General features: G+C 61.8%; 14 protein-coding genes and 3 tRNA genes. All 17 read right to left on the bottom strand.

The window, feature by feature from the left end; translation table 11 throughout:
* Positions 1-37: 37 nt before the first annotated feature.
* A tRNA-Asp gene (locus JFT85_RS25930) sits at positions 38-114 on the bottom strand.
* Positions 115-219: 105 nt separating this feature from the next.
* Positions 220-296, bottom strand: a tRNA-Asp gene (locus tag JFT85_RS25925).
* Positions 297-351: 55 nt separating this feature from the next.
* Positions 352-427: transfer RNA gene (locus JFT85_RS25920), tRNA-Val, on the bottom strand.
* Positions 428-534: 107 nt separating this feature from the next.
* The gene (locus JFT85_RS25915; protein ID WP_069550959.1) at positions 535-1,299 is read right to left on the bottom strand and encodes an SDR family oxidoreductase; all 765 of its coding nucleotides are present in this window, start codon (positions 1,297-1,299) and stop codon (positions 535-537) included.
* A gap of 11 nt (positions 1,300-1,310) precedes the next feature.
* Entirely contained in the window at positions 1,311-2,522 is a 1,212-nt protein-coding gene (locus JFT85_RS25910; RefSeq protein WP_053257080.1) for an O-succinylhomoserine sulfhydrylase, read from the bottom strand.
* A gap of 65 nt (positions 2,523-2,587) precedes the next feature.
* Positions 2,588-4,093 carry an amidophosphoribosyltransferase gene (purF, locus tag JFT85_RS25905; protein ID WP_053257081.1) on the bottom strand — a complete coding sequence of 502 codons (1,506 nt, stop codon included), beginning with the start codon at positions 4,091-4,093 and terminating at the stop codon, positions 2,588-2,590.
* 41 nt (positions 4,094-4,134) lie between these two features.
* Positions 4,135-4,692 carry a CvpA family protein gene (locus JFT85_RS25900; RefSeq protein ID WP_003212681.1) on the bottom strand — a complete coding sequence of 186 codons (558 nt, stop codon included), beginning with the start codon at positions 4,690-4,692 and terminating at the stop codon, positions 4,135-4,137.
* A gap of 248 nt (positions 4,693-4,940) precedes the next feature.
* On the bottom strand, positions 4,941-5,597 hold the full coding sequence (locus JFT85_RS25895) for an SPOR domain-containing protein (protein ID WP_053257082.1): 657 nt from the start codon (positions 5,595-5,597) through the stop codon (positions 4,941-4,943).
* Positions 5,581-6,888, bottom strand: coding sequence for a bifunctional tetrahydrofolate synthase/dihydrofolate synthase (gene folC, locus JFT85_RS25890; RefSeq protein WP_201230675.1), 1,308 nt, complete (start codon positions 6,886-6,888; stop codon positions 5,581-5,583). The genes JFT85_RS25895 and folC overlap by 17 nt, the downstream gene beginning before the upstream one ends.
* Positions 6,885-7,805, bottom strand: a complete 921-nt coding sequence (accD, locus tag JFT85_RS25885) for an acetyl-CoA carboxylase, carboxyltransferase subunit beta (RefSeq protein ID WP_053257084.1) — start codon at positions 7,803-7,805, stop codon at positions 6,885-6,887. The genes folC and accD overlap by 4 nt, the downstream gene beginning before the upstream one ends.
* Positions 7,806-8,050: 245 nt before the next feature.
* Entirely contained in the window at positions 8,051-8,683 is a 633-nt protein-coding gene (locus tag JFT85_RS25880; RefSeq protein WP_053257085.1) for a phosphoribosylanthranilate isomerase, read from the bottom strand.
* A 63-nt stretch (positions 8,684-8,746) separates the two neighbouring features.
* Entirely contained in the window at positions 8,747-9,571 is an 825-nt protein-coding gene (gene truA / locus JFT85_RS25875; RefSeq protein WP_053257086.1) for a tRNA pseudouridine(38-40) synthase TruA, read from the bottom strand.
* A 157-nt stretch (positions 9,572-9,728) separates the two neighbouring features.
* Complete coding sequence (locus tag JFT85_RS25870; RefSeq protein WP_201230674.1) at positions 9,729-12,344, bottom strand: FimV family protein; 2,616 nt, start codon at positions 12,342-12,344, stop codon at positions 9,729-9,731.
* A gap of 161 nt (positions 12,345-12,505) precedes the next feature.
* Positions 12,506-13,516: an aspartate-semialdehyde dehydrogenase gene (locus tag JFT85_RS25865; protein ID WP_069550962.1), complete on the bottom strand. Its 1,011-nt coding sequence runs from the start codon at positions 13,514-13,516 to the stop codon at positions 12,506-12,508.
* A gap of 247 nt (positions 13,517-13,763) precedes the next feature.
* Entirely contained in the window at positions 13,764-14,876 is a 1,113-nt protein-coding gene (gene asd, locus JFT85_RS25860; protein WP_053257089.1) for an aspartate-semialdehyde dehydrogenase, read from the bottom strand.
* A 64-nt stretch (positions 14,877-14,940) separates the two neighbouring features.
* Positions 14,941-16,023 (bottom strand): 3-isopropylmalate dehydrogenase, encoded by a 1,083-nt coding sequence (gene leuB / locus JFT85_RS25855; RefSeq protein ID WP_064453251.1) that lies wholly within the window; start codon positions 16,021-16,023, stop codon positions 14,941-14,943.
* Positions 16,024-16,075: 52 nt separating this feature from the next.
* Positions 16,076-16,840 (bottom strand): class I SAM-dependent methyltransferase, encoded by a 765-nt coding sequence (locus JFT85_RS25850; RefSeq protein WP_201230672.1) that lies wholly within the window; start codon positions 16,838-16,840, stop codon positions 16,076-16,078.
* Positions 16,841-16,877 lie beyond the last annotated feature (37 nt).

The following is a 16,877-nucleotide window of genomic DNA, read 5'->3' as shown; positions in this document are numbered from 1 at the left end:
TGTGCTTCAAGGCGTTCAGTGGGCCTTGAGGCAGATATGGCGCAGCGGACGGGACTCGAACCCGCGACCCCCGGCGTGACAGGCCGGTATTCTAACCGACTGAACTACCGCTGCGTATCGCTTGACCGGCTGCGCGTAAACGCTCAACCGTCTTTAAACATCTGATCAATCAGCCTTGGCTGTTCGATCTCAAGCCCGACAAGTCGAACCCGGAAAATATGGCGCAGCGGACGGGACTCGAACCCGCGACCCCCGGCGTGACAGGCCGGTATTCTAACCGACTGAACTACCGCTGCGCGTCGGTGCAACCTTTAACGTTGCGTCTTGCCCTGAAGCAAAACTCTCAAGAAGTGGTGGGTGATGACGGGATCGAACCGCCGACCCTCTGCTTGTAAGGCAGATGCTCTCCCAGCTGAGCTAATCACCCTTTGCTTCGTTGAGGCCGCGAAATTTACGCAGGTAGCGGACCTAAGTCAATAGCCCGCTTGAAGTTTTTCTGAAAAAGACAAAATTGCTTCAAGACGGCGATCGGCCCTACTCGCTGTAAATCATCTTCTTGCTCATGCCACCGTCCACCACAAACTCCTGCCCGGTGACAAACCCCGCCTGACGCGACAGCAACCACGCCACCATCGCCGCCACGTCCTCAACCGTACCCACCCTGCCCGCCGGATGCTGGGCGTGATCGGCATCGGTCAAAGGCTCGGCACGCCGAGCAGCAGGATCACGCGCATCGATCCAGCCAGGGCTGACAGCGTTGACCCGCACCTCTGGCCCCAGACTCATGGCCAAGGCGTGCGTCAGGGCCAGCAGGCCGCCCTTACTCGCCGCGTACGCTTCGGTGTCGGGCTCTGACTGGCGGGCCCGGGTCGACGCCAGGTTGACGATGGCACCGCCGTGGGCACGCAGATACGGCGCACAGTGCTTGGCCAACAACATCGGCCCACTGAGGTTCACCGCCAGCACCCGGTTCCAGTAAGCCAGGTCAAGGCTCTCCAGGGTGATATTGCGCGGGTCGGCCACCGCCGCATTGCACACCAACGCATCCAGGCGCCCGAACTGCCCCAGCACTTCGGCAACACCCTGGGCGACCTGTTTCTCGTCGGCCACGTCCATGGTAATAAACCAGGCATTGTCACCCAACACCTTGGACACCTTGGAACCGCGCTCGCGGTCCAGGTCGGTCAACACCACCTGCCAGCCTTCGCTGATCAGCCACGCCGCGATCCCAAGGCCAATGCCTCGGGCCGCGCCCGTCACCAGTGCGACGCGGCCGTTACTGACCGCCGCAGCCTCCATGGACCACTCGATCACAAGGCCGCCAGCCCGCGAGCCAGGTCAGCTTGCAAATCGGCGACGTCTTCGAGGCCGACCGCGATACGGATCAAGCTATCGCGAATGCCGGCAGCTTCACGTTCCTGTGGCGCGAGGCGCCCGTGGGAGGTGGTGCTCGGGTGGGTGATGGTGGTCTTGCTGTCACCCAGGTTGGCCGTGATGGAGATCAGGCGCGTCGCGTCGATAAAGCGCCAGGCGCCGTCTTTGCCGCCCTTTACTTCAAAGCTCACCACGGCACCGAAACCACGCTGCTGACGCTGGGCCAACGCGTGTTGCGGGTGGCTCTCGAGGCCGGCGTAATGAACTTTCTCAATCCCGTCCTGCTGCTCCAGCCACTCGGCCAGGGCCTGGGCATTGGCACAGTGGGCCTTCATACGCAGGCTGAGGGTCTCCAGGCCCTTGAGGAAGATCCACGCGTTAAACGGGCTCAGGGTCGGACCGGCGGTGCGCAAGAAGCCCACCACTTCCTTCATCTGCTCGCTGCGCCCGGCAACCACGCCACCCATGCAACGGCCCTGGCCGTCGATGAACTTGGTGGCCGAGTGCACAACAATGTCCGCGCCCAGCTTCAACGGCTGTTGCAGCGCCGGGGTGCAGAAGCAGTTGTCGACCACCAGCATCGCGCCCTTGGCGTGGGCCACTTCGGCCAATGCAGCGATATCCACCAACTCAGCCAGCGGGTTGGAAGGCGACTCGACGAACAGCAACTTGGTGTTGGCCTTGATCGCAGCATCCCAGCCGGACAGATCCGCCAGGGGCACATAGTCCACTTCGATGCCGAAGCGCTTGAAGTACTTCTCGAACAGGCTGATGGTGGAGCCGAACACACTGCGCGACACCAGCACATGATCGCCAGCGCTGCACAAGCTCATCACCACCGCCAGGATGGCTGCCATGCCGGTCGCGGTCGCCACCGCCTGCTCGGCACCTTCCAGCGCCGCGATACGCTCTTCGAACGCACGCACGGTCGGGTTGGTGTAGCGCGAGTAAACGTTGCCCGGCACTTCACCGGCGAAACGCGCGGCAGCGTCGGCGGCAGTACGGAACACATAGCTGGAGGTGAAGAACATCGGGTCACCGTGCTCACCTTCGGGGGTGCGGTGCTGCCCGGCGCGCACAGCCAGGGTATCGAACGCTACGCCATCGAGGTCGCTGTCCAACCGACCGGCATCCCATTCCTGACTCATGCTGCGACTCCTTACTCAATGCTTTATTTAAGATACAAAACCGGCCCCTCAGGGCCGGTGTTTACTCAGTTGTTGTACAGATCGATGATCGCGCTGACCGCCTGGGTCTTGATCTTCGACGAGTCGTTACGCGCCTGCTCGATTTTGTTCAGGTAAGCCTCGTCGACATCACCGGTCACGTACTTGCCGTCGAACACGGCGCAGTCGAACTCGGCGATTTTGATCTTGCCACCACCGACCGCCTCGATCAGGTCCGGCAGGTCCTGATAGATCAACCAGTCAGCGCCGATCAGGTCGGCCACATCCTGGGTCGAACGGTTGTGGGCGATCAGCTCGTGGGCGCTCGGCATGTCGATACCGTAGACGTTCGGGTAACGCACAGCAGGTGCGGCGGAACAGAAGTACACGTTCTTCGCACCGGCTTCGCGGGCCATCTGGATAATCTGCTTGCACGTGGTGCCGCGGACGATGGAGTCGTCCACCAGCATGACGTTCTTGCCACGAAATTCCAGCTCAATGGCGTTGAGCTTCTGGCGGACCGACTTCTTGCGCGCTGCCTGGCCCGGCATGATGAAGGTACGGCCGATGTAGCGGTTCTTGACGAAACCCTCGCGGAACTTGACGCCCAGATGGTTGGCCAGTTCCAGTGCAGCGGTACGGCTGGTGTCCGGAATCGGGATCACCACATCGATATCGTGCTCTGGACGCTCGCGCAGGATCTTCTCGGCCAGCTTCTCACCCATGCGCAGACGCGCCTTGTACACCGAAACGCCGTCGATGATCGAATCCGGACGCGCCAGGTAGACGTGTTCGAAGATGCACGGGGTGAGTTTCGGGGCCACTGCGCACTGGCGGGTGTGCAGCTTGCCATCTTCGGTGATGTACACCGCTTCGCCCGGCGCCAGGTCACGGATCAGGGTGAAACCCAGCACGTCCAGGGACACGCTTTCGGAAGCGATCATGTACTCGACGCCTTCGTCGGTGTGACGCTGGCCGAACACGATCGGGCGGATGCCGTGCGGGTCGCGGAAACCGACAATGCCATAACCGGTGATCATGGCCACTACCGCGTAGCCACCGACGCAACGGTTGTGCACGTCAGTGACGGCCGCGAACACATCTTCTTCGGTCGGCTGCAGCTTGCCACGCTGGGCCAGCTCGTGAGCGAACACGTTAAGCAGCACTTCCGAGTCGGAGTTGGTGTTGACGTGGCGCAGGTCAGATTCGTAAATCTCCTTGGCCAGCTGTTCAACGTTGGTCAGGTTACCGTTGTGCGCCAGGGTGATGCCGTAAGGCGAGTTGACGTAAAACGGTTGAGCTTCGGCCGAGGTCGAGCTACCGGCAGTCGGGTAACGCACATGGCCAATGCCCATGTGCCCGACGAGGCGCTGCATGTGACGCTGATGGAACACGTCACGCACCAGACCATTGTCCTTGCGCAGGAATAACCGGCCGTCGTGGCTGGTCACAATACCGGCAGCGTCCTGGCCGCGGTGCTGGAGGACGGTTAGCGCGTCATACAGCGCCTGATTGACGTTCGACTTACCGACGATACCGACGATGCCACACATGCGACGCAACCCCTACTTAATGAATCTTGACTGAACACAGCTTACTGAGGCGTTTTGGCCGGTAAAAGGTGTTCCTTGAACGGAAGATCAGCGGGTACGCTGATTCCGCTGGCCAGCCACTGACTGCTCCACCCCAGAATGAGGTTCTTGGACCAGTCTGCAACCAATAGAAATTTTGGCACGAGTACCGACTCCTGCCACCACGAATCCTGCTGTACCGGCCCCAGGCTCAATAGCCCGACCGCCACCACCACCAGCAGCCCGCCACGCGCGGCGCCGAAGGCCATGCCGAGGAATCGATCGGTCCCGGAGAGGCCGGTGACACGTATCAACTCGCCAATAAGATAATTGACCATTGCCCCCACCAGCAGCGTGGCGATGAACATGATGGCGCAGCCCGCGATAACGCGAGCCGAAGGTGTTTCGATATACCCGGCCAGGTAAACCGACAGTGAACCACCGAACATCCAGGCTACGACTCCTGCGATGATCCAGGTCAGCAACGACAGTGCTTCTTTTACGAAGCCGCGGCTTAGACTGATCAAAGCGGAGATGGCGACGATTGCAACGATCGCCCAATCAACCCAGGTAAATGGCACAGTGCAGCCTACGGACGGATAAGGCGGCGCATTTTAGCAGAGCGCTCGGCTATCGGTAAGCTGTGATTGCGGGTGCTTTGCAAATCAATGGGTTGCCCATAGATAACGCCCTGCCAAGACCAGCACAAAACCAATGTGGGAGCGGGCTTGCTCGCGAATACAGAGTGCCAGATACACATTCAGTGACTGACACTGCGTATTCGCGAGCAAGCCCGCTCCCACATTTGAACCGTATTATCCGCTTAAAATCAGCCGCGCTCAGGCTGGAAACGCACCACAAATCCATTCAGATTCTGCTGACGGCCCAACAAGTCCCGCAGGCGATCCGCCTCGGCACGCTCGATCAGTGGCCCGATAAACACCCGGTTCTTGCCGTCGGCGCTACGGATATAGGCATTGTAGCCCTGGGTACGCAGCTTTTTCTGCAAGGCTTCGGCGCTTTCGCGGTTGGCCAGGCTGGCGAGCTGGATCGACCAACTGATCGGCAAGCCGTTGGGATCGATACGGCTCTGGCCCACATCAGGCTTACCCGGTGCGGCCGGCTGCGGCGCCACTGGCTTGGGCGCAGGCGCAGGCGCAACAGGCTTGGCGGCAACGACCGGGGCCGGAGCAGGCTTGACCACCGGCACACTCGGCTGTATCGGCTGAGTTGGCGCCTGCTGTGCAGCGACTTCCTCGTCAGTCGGCACCGGCTCTTGCGGCAACGCCTGCGGCTCGGGCACCACCACCGGCTCAACCTGAACCTGAGGGATCGTCGGCGCCTGGGGCGCGGCCGGCGCCTCGACGACGACCTGGCGCTGTTCGTCCTGGCGGGAAAACAGCATCGGCAGAAAAATCACCGCCAACGCCACCAACACGAGGGCCCCAACCATTCGCTGCTTGTATGCGCTATCCAGTAATGCCATGTGCAGCTTCCTCCGTGGAGCGCCGGGCCAACCACTCTAGCGCCTCGGCAACACAATAAAATGATCCGAACAACAGAATCTCGTCCTCGGCCGTGGCCACCGCACATTGCGCTTCAAGCGCGGCGGTGACGCTTGTATACGACGCCACCGATGCACCAAGGTTCTGCAAGGCGACTTCCAGCTCGGCGGCCGGACGACTGCGCGGCGTATCCAGCGGCGCAACTGCCCACGCCTGAACATTGCTCAGCAACGGCGCAACCACGCCGTCCAGGTCCTTATCGGCCAACAGCCCGAACACCGCCAGGCGGCGGCCAGCCGGTGGCGTACGCGCCAGGCGCTGCGCCAGGTACTCGGCGGCATGCGGGTTATGCCCCACATCCAGCAGCAGGTTCAGACGCTTGCCCGCCCATTCAAACGCGCGGCGATCCAGCCGCCCAACCACCCGGGTCGCCAGCAATGTCGCAGCAATCTGCTCGGCATTCCACGGCAAATCCATCAACAGGTAGGCTTGCAGCGCGAGCGCAGCGTTTTCCATCGGCAGGTTCAGCAACGGCAAGTCACGCAACGCTACAACCTGCCCACGTGCATCACACCCGCGCCATTGCCAATGCTGGTTGCCAATCTCGAGTGTGAATTCGCGCCCGCGCAGGTAAAGCGGGCAATCCAGCTCGCGCACCTTGTCGAGCAAGGGCTGCGGCGGGTTCAGGTCGCCACACAGCGCAGGCTTGCCCTGACGGAAGATGCCCGCCTTTTCATAGGCCACCGACTCACGGGTATTGCCGAGATAATCGGCATGGTCAACACCAATGCTGGTGACCAGCGCGAGGTCGGCATCCACCACGTTGACCGTGTCCAGACGCCCACCCAGGCCAACTTCCAGGACAACCACATCCAATTGCGCACGCTCGAACAGCCAAAACGCCGCCAAGGTGCCCATCTCGAAGTACGTCAGGGATATCTCGCCACGCCCGACATCCAGTGCGGCGAAGGCTTCGCAGAGCTGCTCGTCAGTGGCTTCGACGCCATTGAGCTGCACCCGCTCGTTATAACGCAGCAGGTGCGGAGAGTTGTACACGCCGACCTTCAGCCCTTGGGCTTGCAGCAGCGCCGCGACAAAGGCGCAGGTAGAGCCTTTGCCGTTGGTGCCGGTCACCGTGACCACGCGCGGTGCCGGCCGGCCCAACCCAAGGCGGGCCGCTACCTGTTGCGAGCGCTCCAGGCCCATGTCGATGGCGGACGGATGCAACTGCTCAAGGTAGGCGAGCCATTCGCCCAGGGTACGTTGGGTCATAGGTTTGCAGGCACCGGCGGCACGACGATTGGCTCGACTTTAGGCGCGATGTACACCGGCGTCGGCAGGCCCATCATTTGCGCCAGCAGGTTACCCAGGCGTGGACGCAGCTCGCCACGGGCGATGATCATGTCGATAGCGCCGTGCTCAAGCAGGAACTCGCTGCGCTGGAAACCTTCCGGCAGTTTTTCGCGAACGGTTTGTTCAATCACGCGCGGGCCGGCAAAGCCGATCAAGGCCTTGGGCTCACCGACGATCACATCACCCAGCATCGCCAGGCTGGCGGAAACGCCGCCGTAGACCGGGTCGGTCAGCACGGAGATGAACGGGATGCCTTCTTCGCGCAGACGCGCCAGTACCGCGGAGGTCTTGGCCATTTGCATCAGGGAGATCAGCGCTTCCTGCATACGCGCGCCACCTGAGGCGGAGAAGCAGATCATCGGGCAACGGTTTTCCAGGGCGTAGTTGGCGGCACGTACGAAACGCTCACCCACGATGGCACCCATCGACCCCCCCATGAAGGAGAACTCAAACGCGGACACGACAACCGGCATGCCCAGCAGTTTGCCGCTGACAGAGATCAGCGCGTCCTTCTCACCGGTCTGCTTCTGCGCAGCGGTCAGGCGGTCCTTGTACTTCTTGCCGTCGCGGAACTTGAGGCGGTCAACCGGCTCCAGGTCGGCGCCCAGCTCGTTACGGCCATCGGCGTCGAGGAAAATGTCGATGCGGGCGCGGGCGCCGATACGCATGTGGTGGTTGCACTTGGGGCAAACATCCAGGGTCTTTTCCAGCTCCGGGCGGTACAGCACCGCGTCGCAGGATGGGCACTTGTGCCACAGACCTTCAGGAACCGAGCTTTTCTTCACCTCGGAACGCATGATCGAAGGGATCAGTTTGTCTACTAACCAGTTGCTCATGCTTTCTTTCTCCAGTACCGGTGGCTTGAACACAGCCCCGCGTATGCCCTTGAGCTAAATTCATATGTGGCGATGACACATGCTGGACGGGGTCAGACGTTCGACCGGCCATTTCCCGCATGCCTCCTCAGCCTTCCAGACAACCTGCCAGCGCAGGGTTGCCACTTCATTTCCGGGCCTCCCGCAGGCGGCGCCGGTGCTGTTTTACACAGTGGTAGTTATGGACGGCGGCAGACTGCCAGCCGTCACATCACGCCACTGCTGTTGCGCACGGCCTGCATGAATGCGCGAATCTTGTGGTGGTCCTTGATGCCCTTGCCCTGCTCCACCCCACCGCTCACGTCCACCGCGTACGGCCGGACCTGCTCGATGGCCGCCCCGACATTGGCCGGGGTGAGCCCGCCTGCGAGGATGATCGGCGTCTTCAAGCCTTCGGGAATCAGCGTCCAGTCGAAGGCCTCACCCGTTCCGCCGGGCACACCTTCGACATAGGTGTCCAACAGAATCCCGCGAGCGCCAGTATAGGCCGCACAGGCGGCAGCGATGTCATCCCCCGCCTTGACGCGCAGCGCCTTGATATACGGGCGCTGGTAGCTTTCACACTCGGCGGGGCTTTCATCGCCATGGAACTGCAGCATGTCCAGCTGCACGGCATCCAGGGTTTCGTTGAGTTCGCAGCGACTGGCGTTGACGAACAGCCCCACGGTGGTCACGAACGGTGGCAGCGCGGCGATGATTGCCCGCGCCTGCAACACATTCACCGCCCGCGGGCTTTTGGCGTAAAACACCAAACCAATGGCATCCGCCCCCGCCTCGACTGCCGCCAGCGCGTCTTCTATGCGGGTAATCCCGCAAATCTTGCTGCGAACGGCTGACATGTCGTAGAAACCTCAGGGTTGAACCGAGAAAGTCCCGGATGGTAACAAAAGCTTTTCCGGGCGTCAGCCGCCAAGTTCGCTGAAACCTGTGAGGAAGTGTGGCCCGATGAAGCGATCCGGCAACTCGAACTCATCGCGGTACTCCACATCCACCAGGTACAAGCCGAACGGATGCGCCGTCACCCCGCCCGTGCGGCGGATGCGGCTTTCCAGCACTTCTCTGGCCCACTCCACCGGACGCTCGCCGGTGCCGATGGTCATCAGCACGCCTGCAATGTTACGCACCATATGATGAAGGAAGGCGCCGGCACGGATGTCCAGCACGATCATTTTGCCGTGGCGGGTCACCCGCAGGTGATGGACTTCCTTGATCGGCGACTTGGCCTGGCACTGGCCGGCACGGAAGGCGCTGAAGTCATGCACACCCACCAAATGCTGTGCCGCCTCGGCCATGCGCTCGGCATCCAGGGGACGGTGGTTCCAGGTAATTTCCTGATTAAGGTGCGCCGGGCGGATCTGATCGTTATAGATCACATAGCGGTAGCGCCGGGCAATCGCCTTGAATCGCGCATGAAAATGCGCAGGCATGACCTTGGCCCAGGTGACGCTGACGTCGTGGGGCAAATTGATATTGGCGCCCATTACCCACGCTTTCATCGTGCGTTCGGCCTGGGTATCGAAGTGCACCACCTGACCACAAGCGTGCACGCCCGCGTCAGTACGCCCGGCGCACATCAGCGACACCGGCGAGTCGGCGACTTTCGATAAAGCGTTTTCCAGGGTTTCCTGCACCGTCAACACACCGGAGGCCTGGCGCTGCCAGCCGCGATAGCGCGAACCTTTGTATTCCACGCCGAGGGCGATGCGGTAAAAGCCTGCGGCCGCCATTTCGGCGGCCGCGTTATCTATATTTGCCAAGAACTGAGAGCTCGATGAGTTGCGCAAAGGCGCCCATTATAAGGCGCTGAGCCGCAGACGCCATGGTTTGTAAGGCTGGAAAGCAAAACGGCGGCCCAAGGGCCGCCGTTGCGTTAACAGCTGACGATCACGCCAGCCGGCCAAGCATTTCCTTGGCTTCACCGCGCTGGGCTTCATCGCCCTCAGTCAGCACTTCGGAAAGGATGTCCCGCGCGCCATCGGCATCGCCCATGTCGATGTAGGCCTGGGCCAGGTCCAGCTTGGTGGCGACCTCATTGGTACCGGACAGGAAGTCGAATTCCGGCTCATCACCACCCAACGCCGCCTCTTCAGCGGTGAAGGAAGGTTCGATCGGCGGATGTTCCAGGCTTTGGGACAGGCGATCCAGCTCAGCGTTGACATCATTGAGCTCCGAGGCGAAGACCTCGGGCTTGCCGGCGGCGGGCGCTTGGGGCTCGTCCGCCAGGGACAGGTCGAAATCTTCCGGCAGGTCAAAGTCGTCCAGCGCGGCAGGCGTCAGGGTCGGCGGCTCAACGGCCGGGACATCCTTCATCTGGTCTTCAAGACCCGAAAGGAAGTCATCATCCGACTGCGTGGAAGCCGGATCCTCCAGTTGCAGGTCCAGATCGAAGTCCGACAAATCGTCCGGGCTGGCTTTGGCTTCCGTCTGCTGTTGCAGCACCGACTCGAAGCTCAGCGCGTCTTTCGGGCTGACCACGGCCGGTGAAGCGGCTTCCAGGTCATCCAGGCTCAGGTCGAAATCGGTGTCGAACGCCTCTGGCTCCGGGGCTGGCGCGGCGGGTTTGTCTTCCATCAGGTTCTTGACGTATTGCGCGTCCAGGGCCGCAGCAGCCACCGCAGCACTAACGCCCGCCGCCAACACAGCCATGGCCGGAAAGCGGCTTTTGAGCTGCTCGACCTGGGCATGGTTCTCACCATTGGCCACCAGTTGACGCTCCTGGGTAACGAAGCCGTCCTTGTCGCTCTGCAGGCCATAAACTTCCATCAACTTCAAACGCAGATCGCTGCGCTTGGGCTCGCGCTTGATCGCCTGCTCCAGCACATCAGCCGCCTGGTTCAGGTGACCACGGTCGATATGAGATTGAGCTTGTGCCAGCGCATCACTGGAATTCTCAGGAGCGACAGCAACCGCCAACGGCGAGAGTACCGAGGCAACCGTCGGCGCCACCACGACCGGCTCAACCGCCGCCGCGGGTGCGGGCGCAGCTGCCAACTTGACGTTCGGTGGCGTGACTTCCAGGCCTTCGAAGCTGTCCGGTGGCAGGTCGTGATCAATGTTCGGCGTAAATACCGGCTCTTCAGCCAGGGCCCGCGCCATACGCAGGTGCTTTTCTTCTTCAAGGCGCGCATTGCGATGACGTGCCCACAACAACAGCAGCAACAACACCAACAAACCCGCCGCACCGCCGATCACACCCAGGACGATCGGATTGGTCAGCAGCTCGTTGAATTTACCTTCGGTGGTATCAGGCGTGGCCTCCGGCTTGATTGGCTCGGGTGCGGCAGGTGCCGGTGTCGGAGCCGCAGCAGCAGCAGCAGCAGCCGGCGCCACCTCGGGCGTTGCTGGAACAGCGGCTGGCGCAGTGACTGGCTCGCCGGCCAATTGAGCGGGCATCGCCGCAGTTGCCGCCGTTGCCGGCGCCGCCGGGGCGCCGTTTGCTGCCTGCAACCTGGCAAGTTGATCGTTTTTCAGTTGAATCAGCTTTTGCAGCTTGTCCAACTGACTTTGCAGATCCGCCGCGCGGCTTTTCAGTTCGGCATTGTCGCGGCGAGTGGTATCCAGTTGTTCCTGGGTCATCGCAAGCTTGTCGTTCAGCGCGCGACCGTCACCGGCCTTGCCCTTCGCGCCTTTCTTGGCAGATTCAGCAGAAACCAGGCTCAAGTTGTCCGTGGCGGTGGTGCTTGAGGGCGCATTGCCCGCCTGCGCGCGCTTGGTCGCGTCCAGTTGCTGCTTGCCCGCCGCCTGATTGTTGGCCGCGCGGCGCCCCTGGCGCCAGGCCGCATTTTGCGCGCTCACTTCGGCAATCGCCTTGGGTTGCGCCAAGGCGGTGGCTTGCTGGCGGTCCGGCAGGCGCAGGACATGGCCGGTTTTCAGGCGGTTGATATTGCCGTCGACAAAGGCGTCAGGGTTGAGCGCCTGGATAGCCAGCATGGTCTGTTGGATCGAGGCACCATTACGGTTCTTCTCAGCAATTTCCCACAGGGTGTCGCGAGAAGTCGTGGTGTGCTGAGCGGATTTGCTGACAGTCGGCGCAGCGCCGGTCGGCGCGCTCAAACGCGGCGCGGGTGCGCTCGCGGTCGGAGTCGGTGCTGGCTGTTCGAACTTGGCCGGGTCGAGCAGCACACTGTAGTCGCGCATCAGGCGGCCATTGGGCCATTGCACCTGCAGCAGGAAACGCACATAGGAATCCGGCAGCGGCTTGCTCGACGTGACACGCACCACGCTGCGCCCGCTAGGGTTGACCACCGGGGTAAACGTCAGGTCATTGAGGAACGCCTGGCGATCAACGCCTGCGTCTACAAATGCCTGGTCGGAGGCCAGGCTGGGCGTAATCTCGGCAGCGGTGAGGCCACCGACATCAAGCAATTCGATTTCCACCGACAACGGCTGGTTCAACTTCGACTTGAGGGTCATCTCCCCAAGCTGCAGCGCTTGCGCCATACCGGAGGACAGCGCCGAGGCGGCCGCTATTGCTAACACCAGTTTGCGAACTTGAACCATAGCCTCATCCTTTGTCTGAACACTCCCCGGCCTGCGAGAAGGTTGGTAACCGCTGCCATAAGGCATGGCGAGCCGATAGGTTACCGACGCGCTTCTGTTCTGCTAGGGACCAAGCATAGCGCTTGGCTAGAATCAATCTACAAATTGCCGCCAAGTATCTTTTACGCAAGGCCTTTTATCAACAACTGCGCCAGTTGCACGGCATTCAATGCGGCGCCTTTGCGTACGTTATCTGACGTCAGCCATAGATTTAGTTCCGCCGGGTCATCCACGCCCGCACGCACTCGGCCCACGTAGACCACGTCCTGGCCGACCGCATCGCCCACGGCGGTCGGGTAATCGCCCTCTTCGACCAGCTCAATGCCCGGTGCCGCCTCGAGTGCGCGGTTGACCGCCGCCAGATCGACCGGCGCGCCCAATTGCAACGACACAGTCAGGCTATCGCCAAAAAACACCGGTGCTTGAACGCAGGTTGCGGAAATCTTCAGTAAAGGAGTTTCCAGCACCGCACGCAATTCGTGGACCAGGCGTCGCTCCAGGGCGGTATGGCCCTGGGCGTCGGGCGTGCCGACTTGTGCCAGCAAGTTGAAGGCCATTTGCCGATCAAAGAACTTGGGCTCCAGCGGGCGTACGTTCAGCAGCTCTGCGGTCTGCCGGGCCAGCTCGCTGACAGCCTCACGGCCTTGGGCAGAGACAGCCAGGTTGGCGGTGACGCTGACGCGCTGGATCTCCAGCAAACCGCGCAGCGGCGCCAGGACTACCGCCAGGTTGGTGGCGGACGGGCTTGGGCTGCCCAGTTGGAACGGCCTTTTCAGACCGTCCAGCACATGGGCATTGGCTTCCGGCACCACTTGGGGCGCCTGCTCGGCCGGCAAGGCGCCGGAGAGATCGATCACCGAGCAGCCGGCGGCCGTGGCACGCGGGGCGAAACTCAAGGTTACCGCCGGACCGGCTGCGAAGAACGCCAATTGCGCTTTGCTGAAATCGAATTCATCGACTTCCTTGACCCGCACGTTTTTGCCACGAAACGGAACTGACGCACCGGCCGAGTTGCTGCCCGCCAGCAGGTACAAGGTGCCCACCGGGAAATCCAGCTCTTCAAGAATCTGCACCAGGGTTTCGCCCACGGTGCCGGTGGCGCCGATCACTGCAATTTCAAAAGTCTGGGTCATGGGGGCTGCCTCGGGCATTGCGGGGGAGCGGCACTTTACCGGGTGGCTGGGGGTGAGGCAATTAACCGGGGGTTTGCGGCGTGGCTGATGACCCCTTCGCGAGCAAGCCCGCTCCCACACTTGACCGAGTTCCAACGCTCAAATGCGCTCGACTGTCGGCGCGGGCTTGCCCGCAATGGGGCTGTAACGAACAACAAAAAACCCGCGCCTGTCACCAGAACGCGGGTTTCTTGTTTACCAGCAGCGATTAGCGCTCCAGCAAAATCCGCAGCATGCGGCGCAGCGGTTCAGCCGCGCCCCACAGCAACTGGTCGCCAACGGTGAACGCGCCCAGGTACTGGGTGCCCATGTTCAGCTTGCGCAGACGGCCAACCGGTACATTCAGGGTGCCGGTAACCTTGGTCGGGCTGAGCTCCTGCATGCTGATTTCGCGGTTGTTCGGCACCAGCTTGACCCACGGGTTGTGCTGGCTGATCAGCCCTTCGATATCGGCGATCGGCACGTCTTTGTTCAGTTTGATGGTCAGCGCCTGGCTGTGGCAGCGCATGGCGCCGATACGCACGCAGATACCGTCCACCGGGATCGGGCTCTTGAAGCGGCCCAGAATCTTGTTGGTTTCGGCCTGGGCTTTCCACTCTTCGCGGCTTTGGCCGTTCGGCAGTTCCTTGTCGATCCACGGGATCAGGCTACCGGCCAATGGCACACCGAAGTTCTCGGTCGGGTAGGCTTCGCTGCGCATGGCTTCGGCCACACGGCGGTCGATGTCGAGGATCGCGCTGGCCGGGTCGGCCAGTTGATCGGCAACGGCCGCGTGGGTCGCGCCCATTTGCTTGATCAGTTCGCGCATGTTCTGCGCACCCGCACCGGACGCCGCCTGATAGGTCATGGCGCTCATCCACTCGACCAGGCCCGCTTCGAACAAGCCGCCCAGGCCCATCAGCATCAGGCTGACGGTGCAGTTGCCGCCGACGTAGTTCTTGGTGCCCGCATCCAGCTGCTGGTCGATGACCTTGCGGTTGACCGGGTCGAGGATGATCACCGCGTCGTCCTGCATGCGCAGGCTGGAGGCGGCGTCGATCCAGTAACCCTGCCAGCCGGCTTCGCGCAGCTTGGGGAAGACTTCGCTGGTGTAGTCGCCACCCTGGCAGGTCAGAATCACATCGAGGGTTTTCAGCTCTTCAATGCTGTAGGCGTCCTTGAGCGGGGCAATATCCTTGCCCACGGACGGCCCTTGGCCACCTACGTTCGAAGTGGTGAAAAACACCGGCTCAATAAGATCGAAATCCTGCTCTTCCAGCATCCGCTGCATGAGCACGGAACCGACCATACCGCGCCAACCGATCAGACCTACACGTTTCATCGCAACTACACCTTGTTAAAAAGTGGGCCGCCTTGCAGCAACAACTGCAAGCGGGCCCGAGAGATTACAGATTCCGCAGCGCGGCGACTACTGCGTCGCCCATTTCTTGCGTGCCGACTTTGGTGCAACCCTGTGACCAAATGTCACCGGTGCGCAAACCCTGATCCAACACCAGGCTTACGGCCTTCTCGATAGCATCAGCCGCGTCGCTCAGGTTGAAGCTGTAACGCAGCATCATCGACACCGACAAAATGGTCGCCAATGGGTTGGCAATGCCTTGCCCTGCGATATCCGGCGCCGAACCGTGGCAAGGCTCGTACATGCCTTTGTTGTTGGTGTCCAGGGACGCCGACGGCAGCATGCCGATGGAACCGGTGAGCATCGAGGCCTGGTCGGACAGGATGTCGCCGAACAGGTTATCGGTGACGATCACGTCAAACTGCTTGGGTGCGCGCACCAGTTGCATGGCGGCGTTATCGACGTACATGTGGCTCAGTTCGACGTCCGGGTAGTCCTTGGCCACTTCTTCGACAATTTCGCGCCACAGCTGGCTGGAAGCCAATACGTTGGCTTTGTCGACGGAGCAGACCTTTTTACCGCGCACGCGGGCCATGTCGAAACCGACCCGGGCGATACGGCGGATTTCACTCTCGCTGTACGGCAGGGTGTCGTAGGCCTGACGCTCACCATTCTCCAACTCGCGCACGCCACGTGGCGAGCCGAAATAGATACCACCGGTCAGCTCGCGCACGATAAGGATATCCAGGCCCGCCACCACTTCCGGCTTGAGGCTCGACGCGTCGGCCAGTTGCGGATAGAGGATGGCCGGACGCAGGTTGCCGAACAGGCCCAGTTGCGCGCGAATTTTCAGCAGGCCGCGCTCAGGGCGGATATCACGCTCGATCTTGTCCCACTTCGGGCCACCCACAGCCCCCAGCAACACCGCATCAGCAGCACGGGCGCGGTCCAGCGTCTCGTCGGCCAGCGGCACGCCATGCTTGTCGATAGCCGCACCACCGATCACATCGTGGCTCAGTTCGAAGCCCAGGCTGTACTTGGTGTTGGCCAACTCCAGGACTTTGACCGCTTCGGCCATGATTTCCGGACCAATACCGTCGCCAGGAAGAATCAGAATCTGCTTGCTCATGCGTTCCTCATTTCATCAAGCGACCTGCCCGCAGGCAGGTCGGGAAAATTAATCAACGTTCGGCAAAAACCACCAGCACGTCGGTGCTGAAGGTGCCGTCGGCCTGAATCTCGTAGTAATCGCGCACTTCCTGCCCCATCGCCTGCTGCAGCTCAAGGATCGCGGTGCGCAAGGCCTGCGGAGTGCGCATGCGCTCGACCCAGGAGGTGTATTCCAGGCGCAGGCGTTGGCGACTGCTGGTGCGCACATGCAGGCCGGCCTCGCTGAGTTGACGCATCCACTCGGCGGCGTCGTAATCGCGCACGTGGCTGGTGTCGCGCAGCACTTCGACGGTTTGCAGGTAAGTGTCCAACAGCGGGCTGCCCGGTGACAAGACGTCGACAAAGGCCGCCACGCCGCCTGGCTTGAGTACGCGGCGCACTTCACGCAGGGCCAGGCCCAAGTCACTCCAGTGGTGCGCCGAGTAACGGCTGAACACGAAGTCGAACTCGCCGTCGGCGAATGGCAAGCGTTCGGCGCCGCCGCATACGGTGCGGATGTTATTCAGGCCGCGATCCACAGCGGCGGCACTGACCACGTCGAGCATCTGCTGGGACAGATCGTAGGCAACCACTTCTTTGACCAGCGGCGCTACCTGGAAACTCACATGACCGGCACCGCAGCCCAAGTCCAGCAGTCGTGCTGCGCCCTGCCCGGCCAGTTCGGCCTGGAGCAGCGCGAATTCGGTGCCTTGGGCGTGCACCGCACTGCTCAGGTACGCCGAGGCTTGCTCGCCGAATTGTTTTTGCACGACTTGGGTGTGGGCGGTGCGGGTCATGGTGAGCTTCCTTGAGACTTGTGTTGTTTGTACTGCC

This window comes from Pseudomonas sp. TH04 (assembly GCF_016651355.1).
GTDB classification, from domain to species: domain Bacteria; phylum Pseudomonadota; class Gammaproteobacteria; order Pseudomonadales; family Pseudomonadaceae; genus Aquipseudomonas; species Aquipseudomonas fluorescens.
Note: the sequence above shows the minus strand (reverse complement) of the source record. Positions and strands in the feature narration are given on the sequence as shown.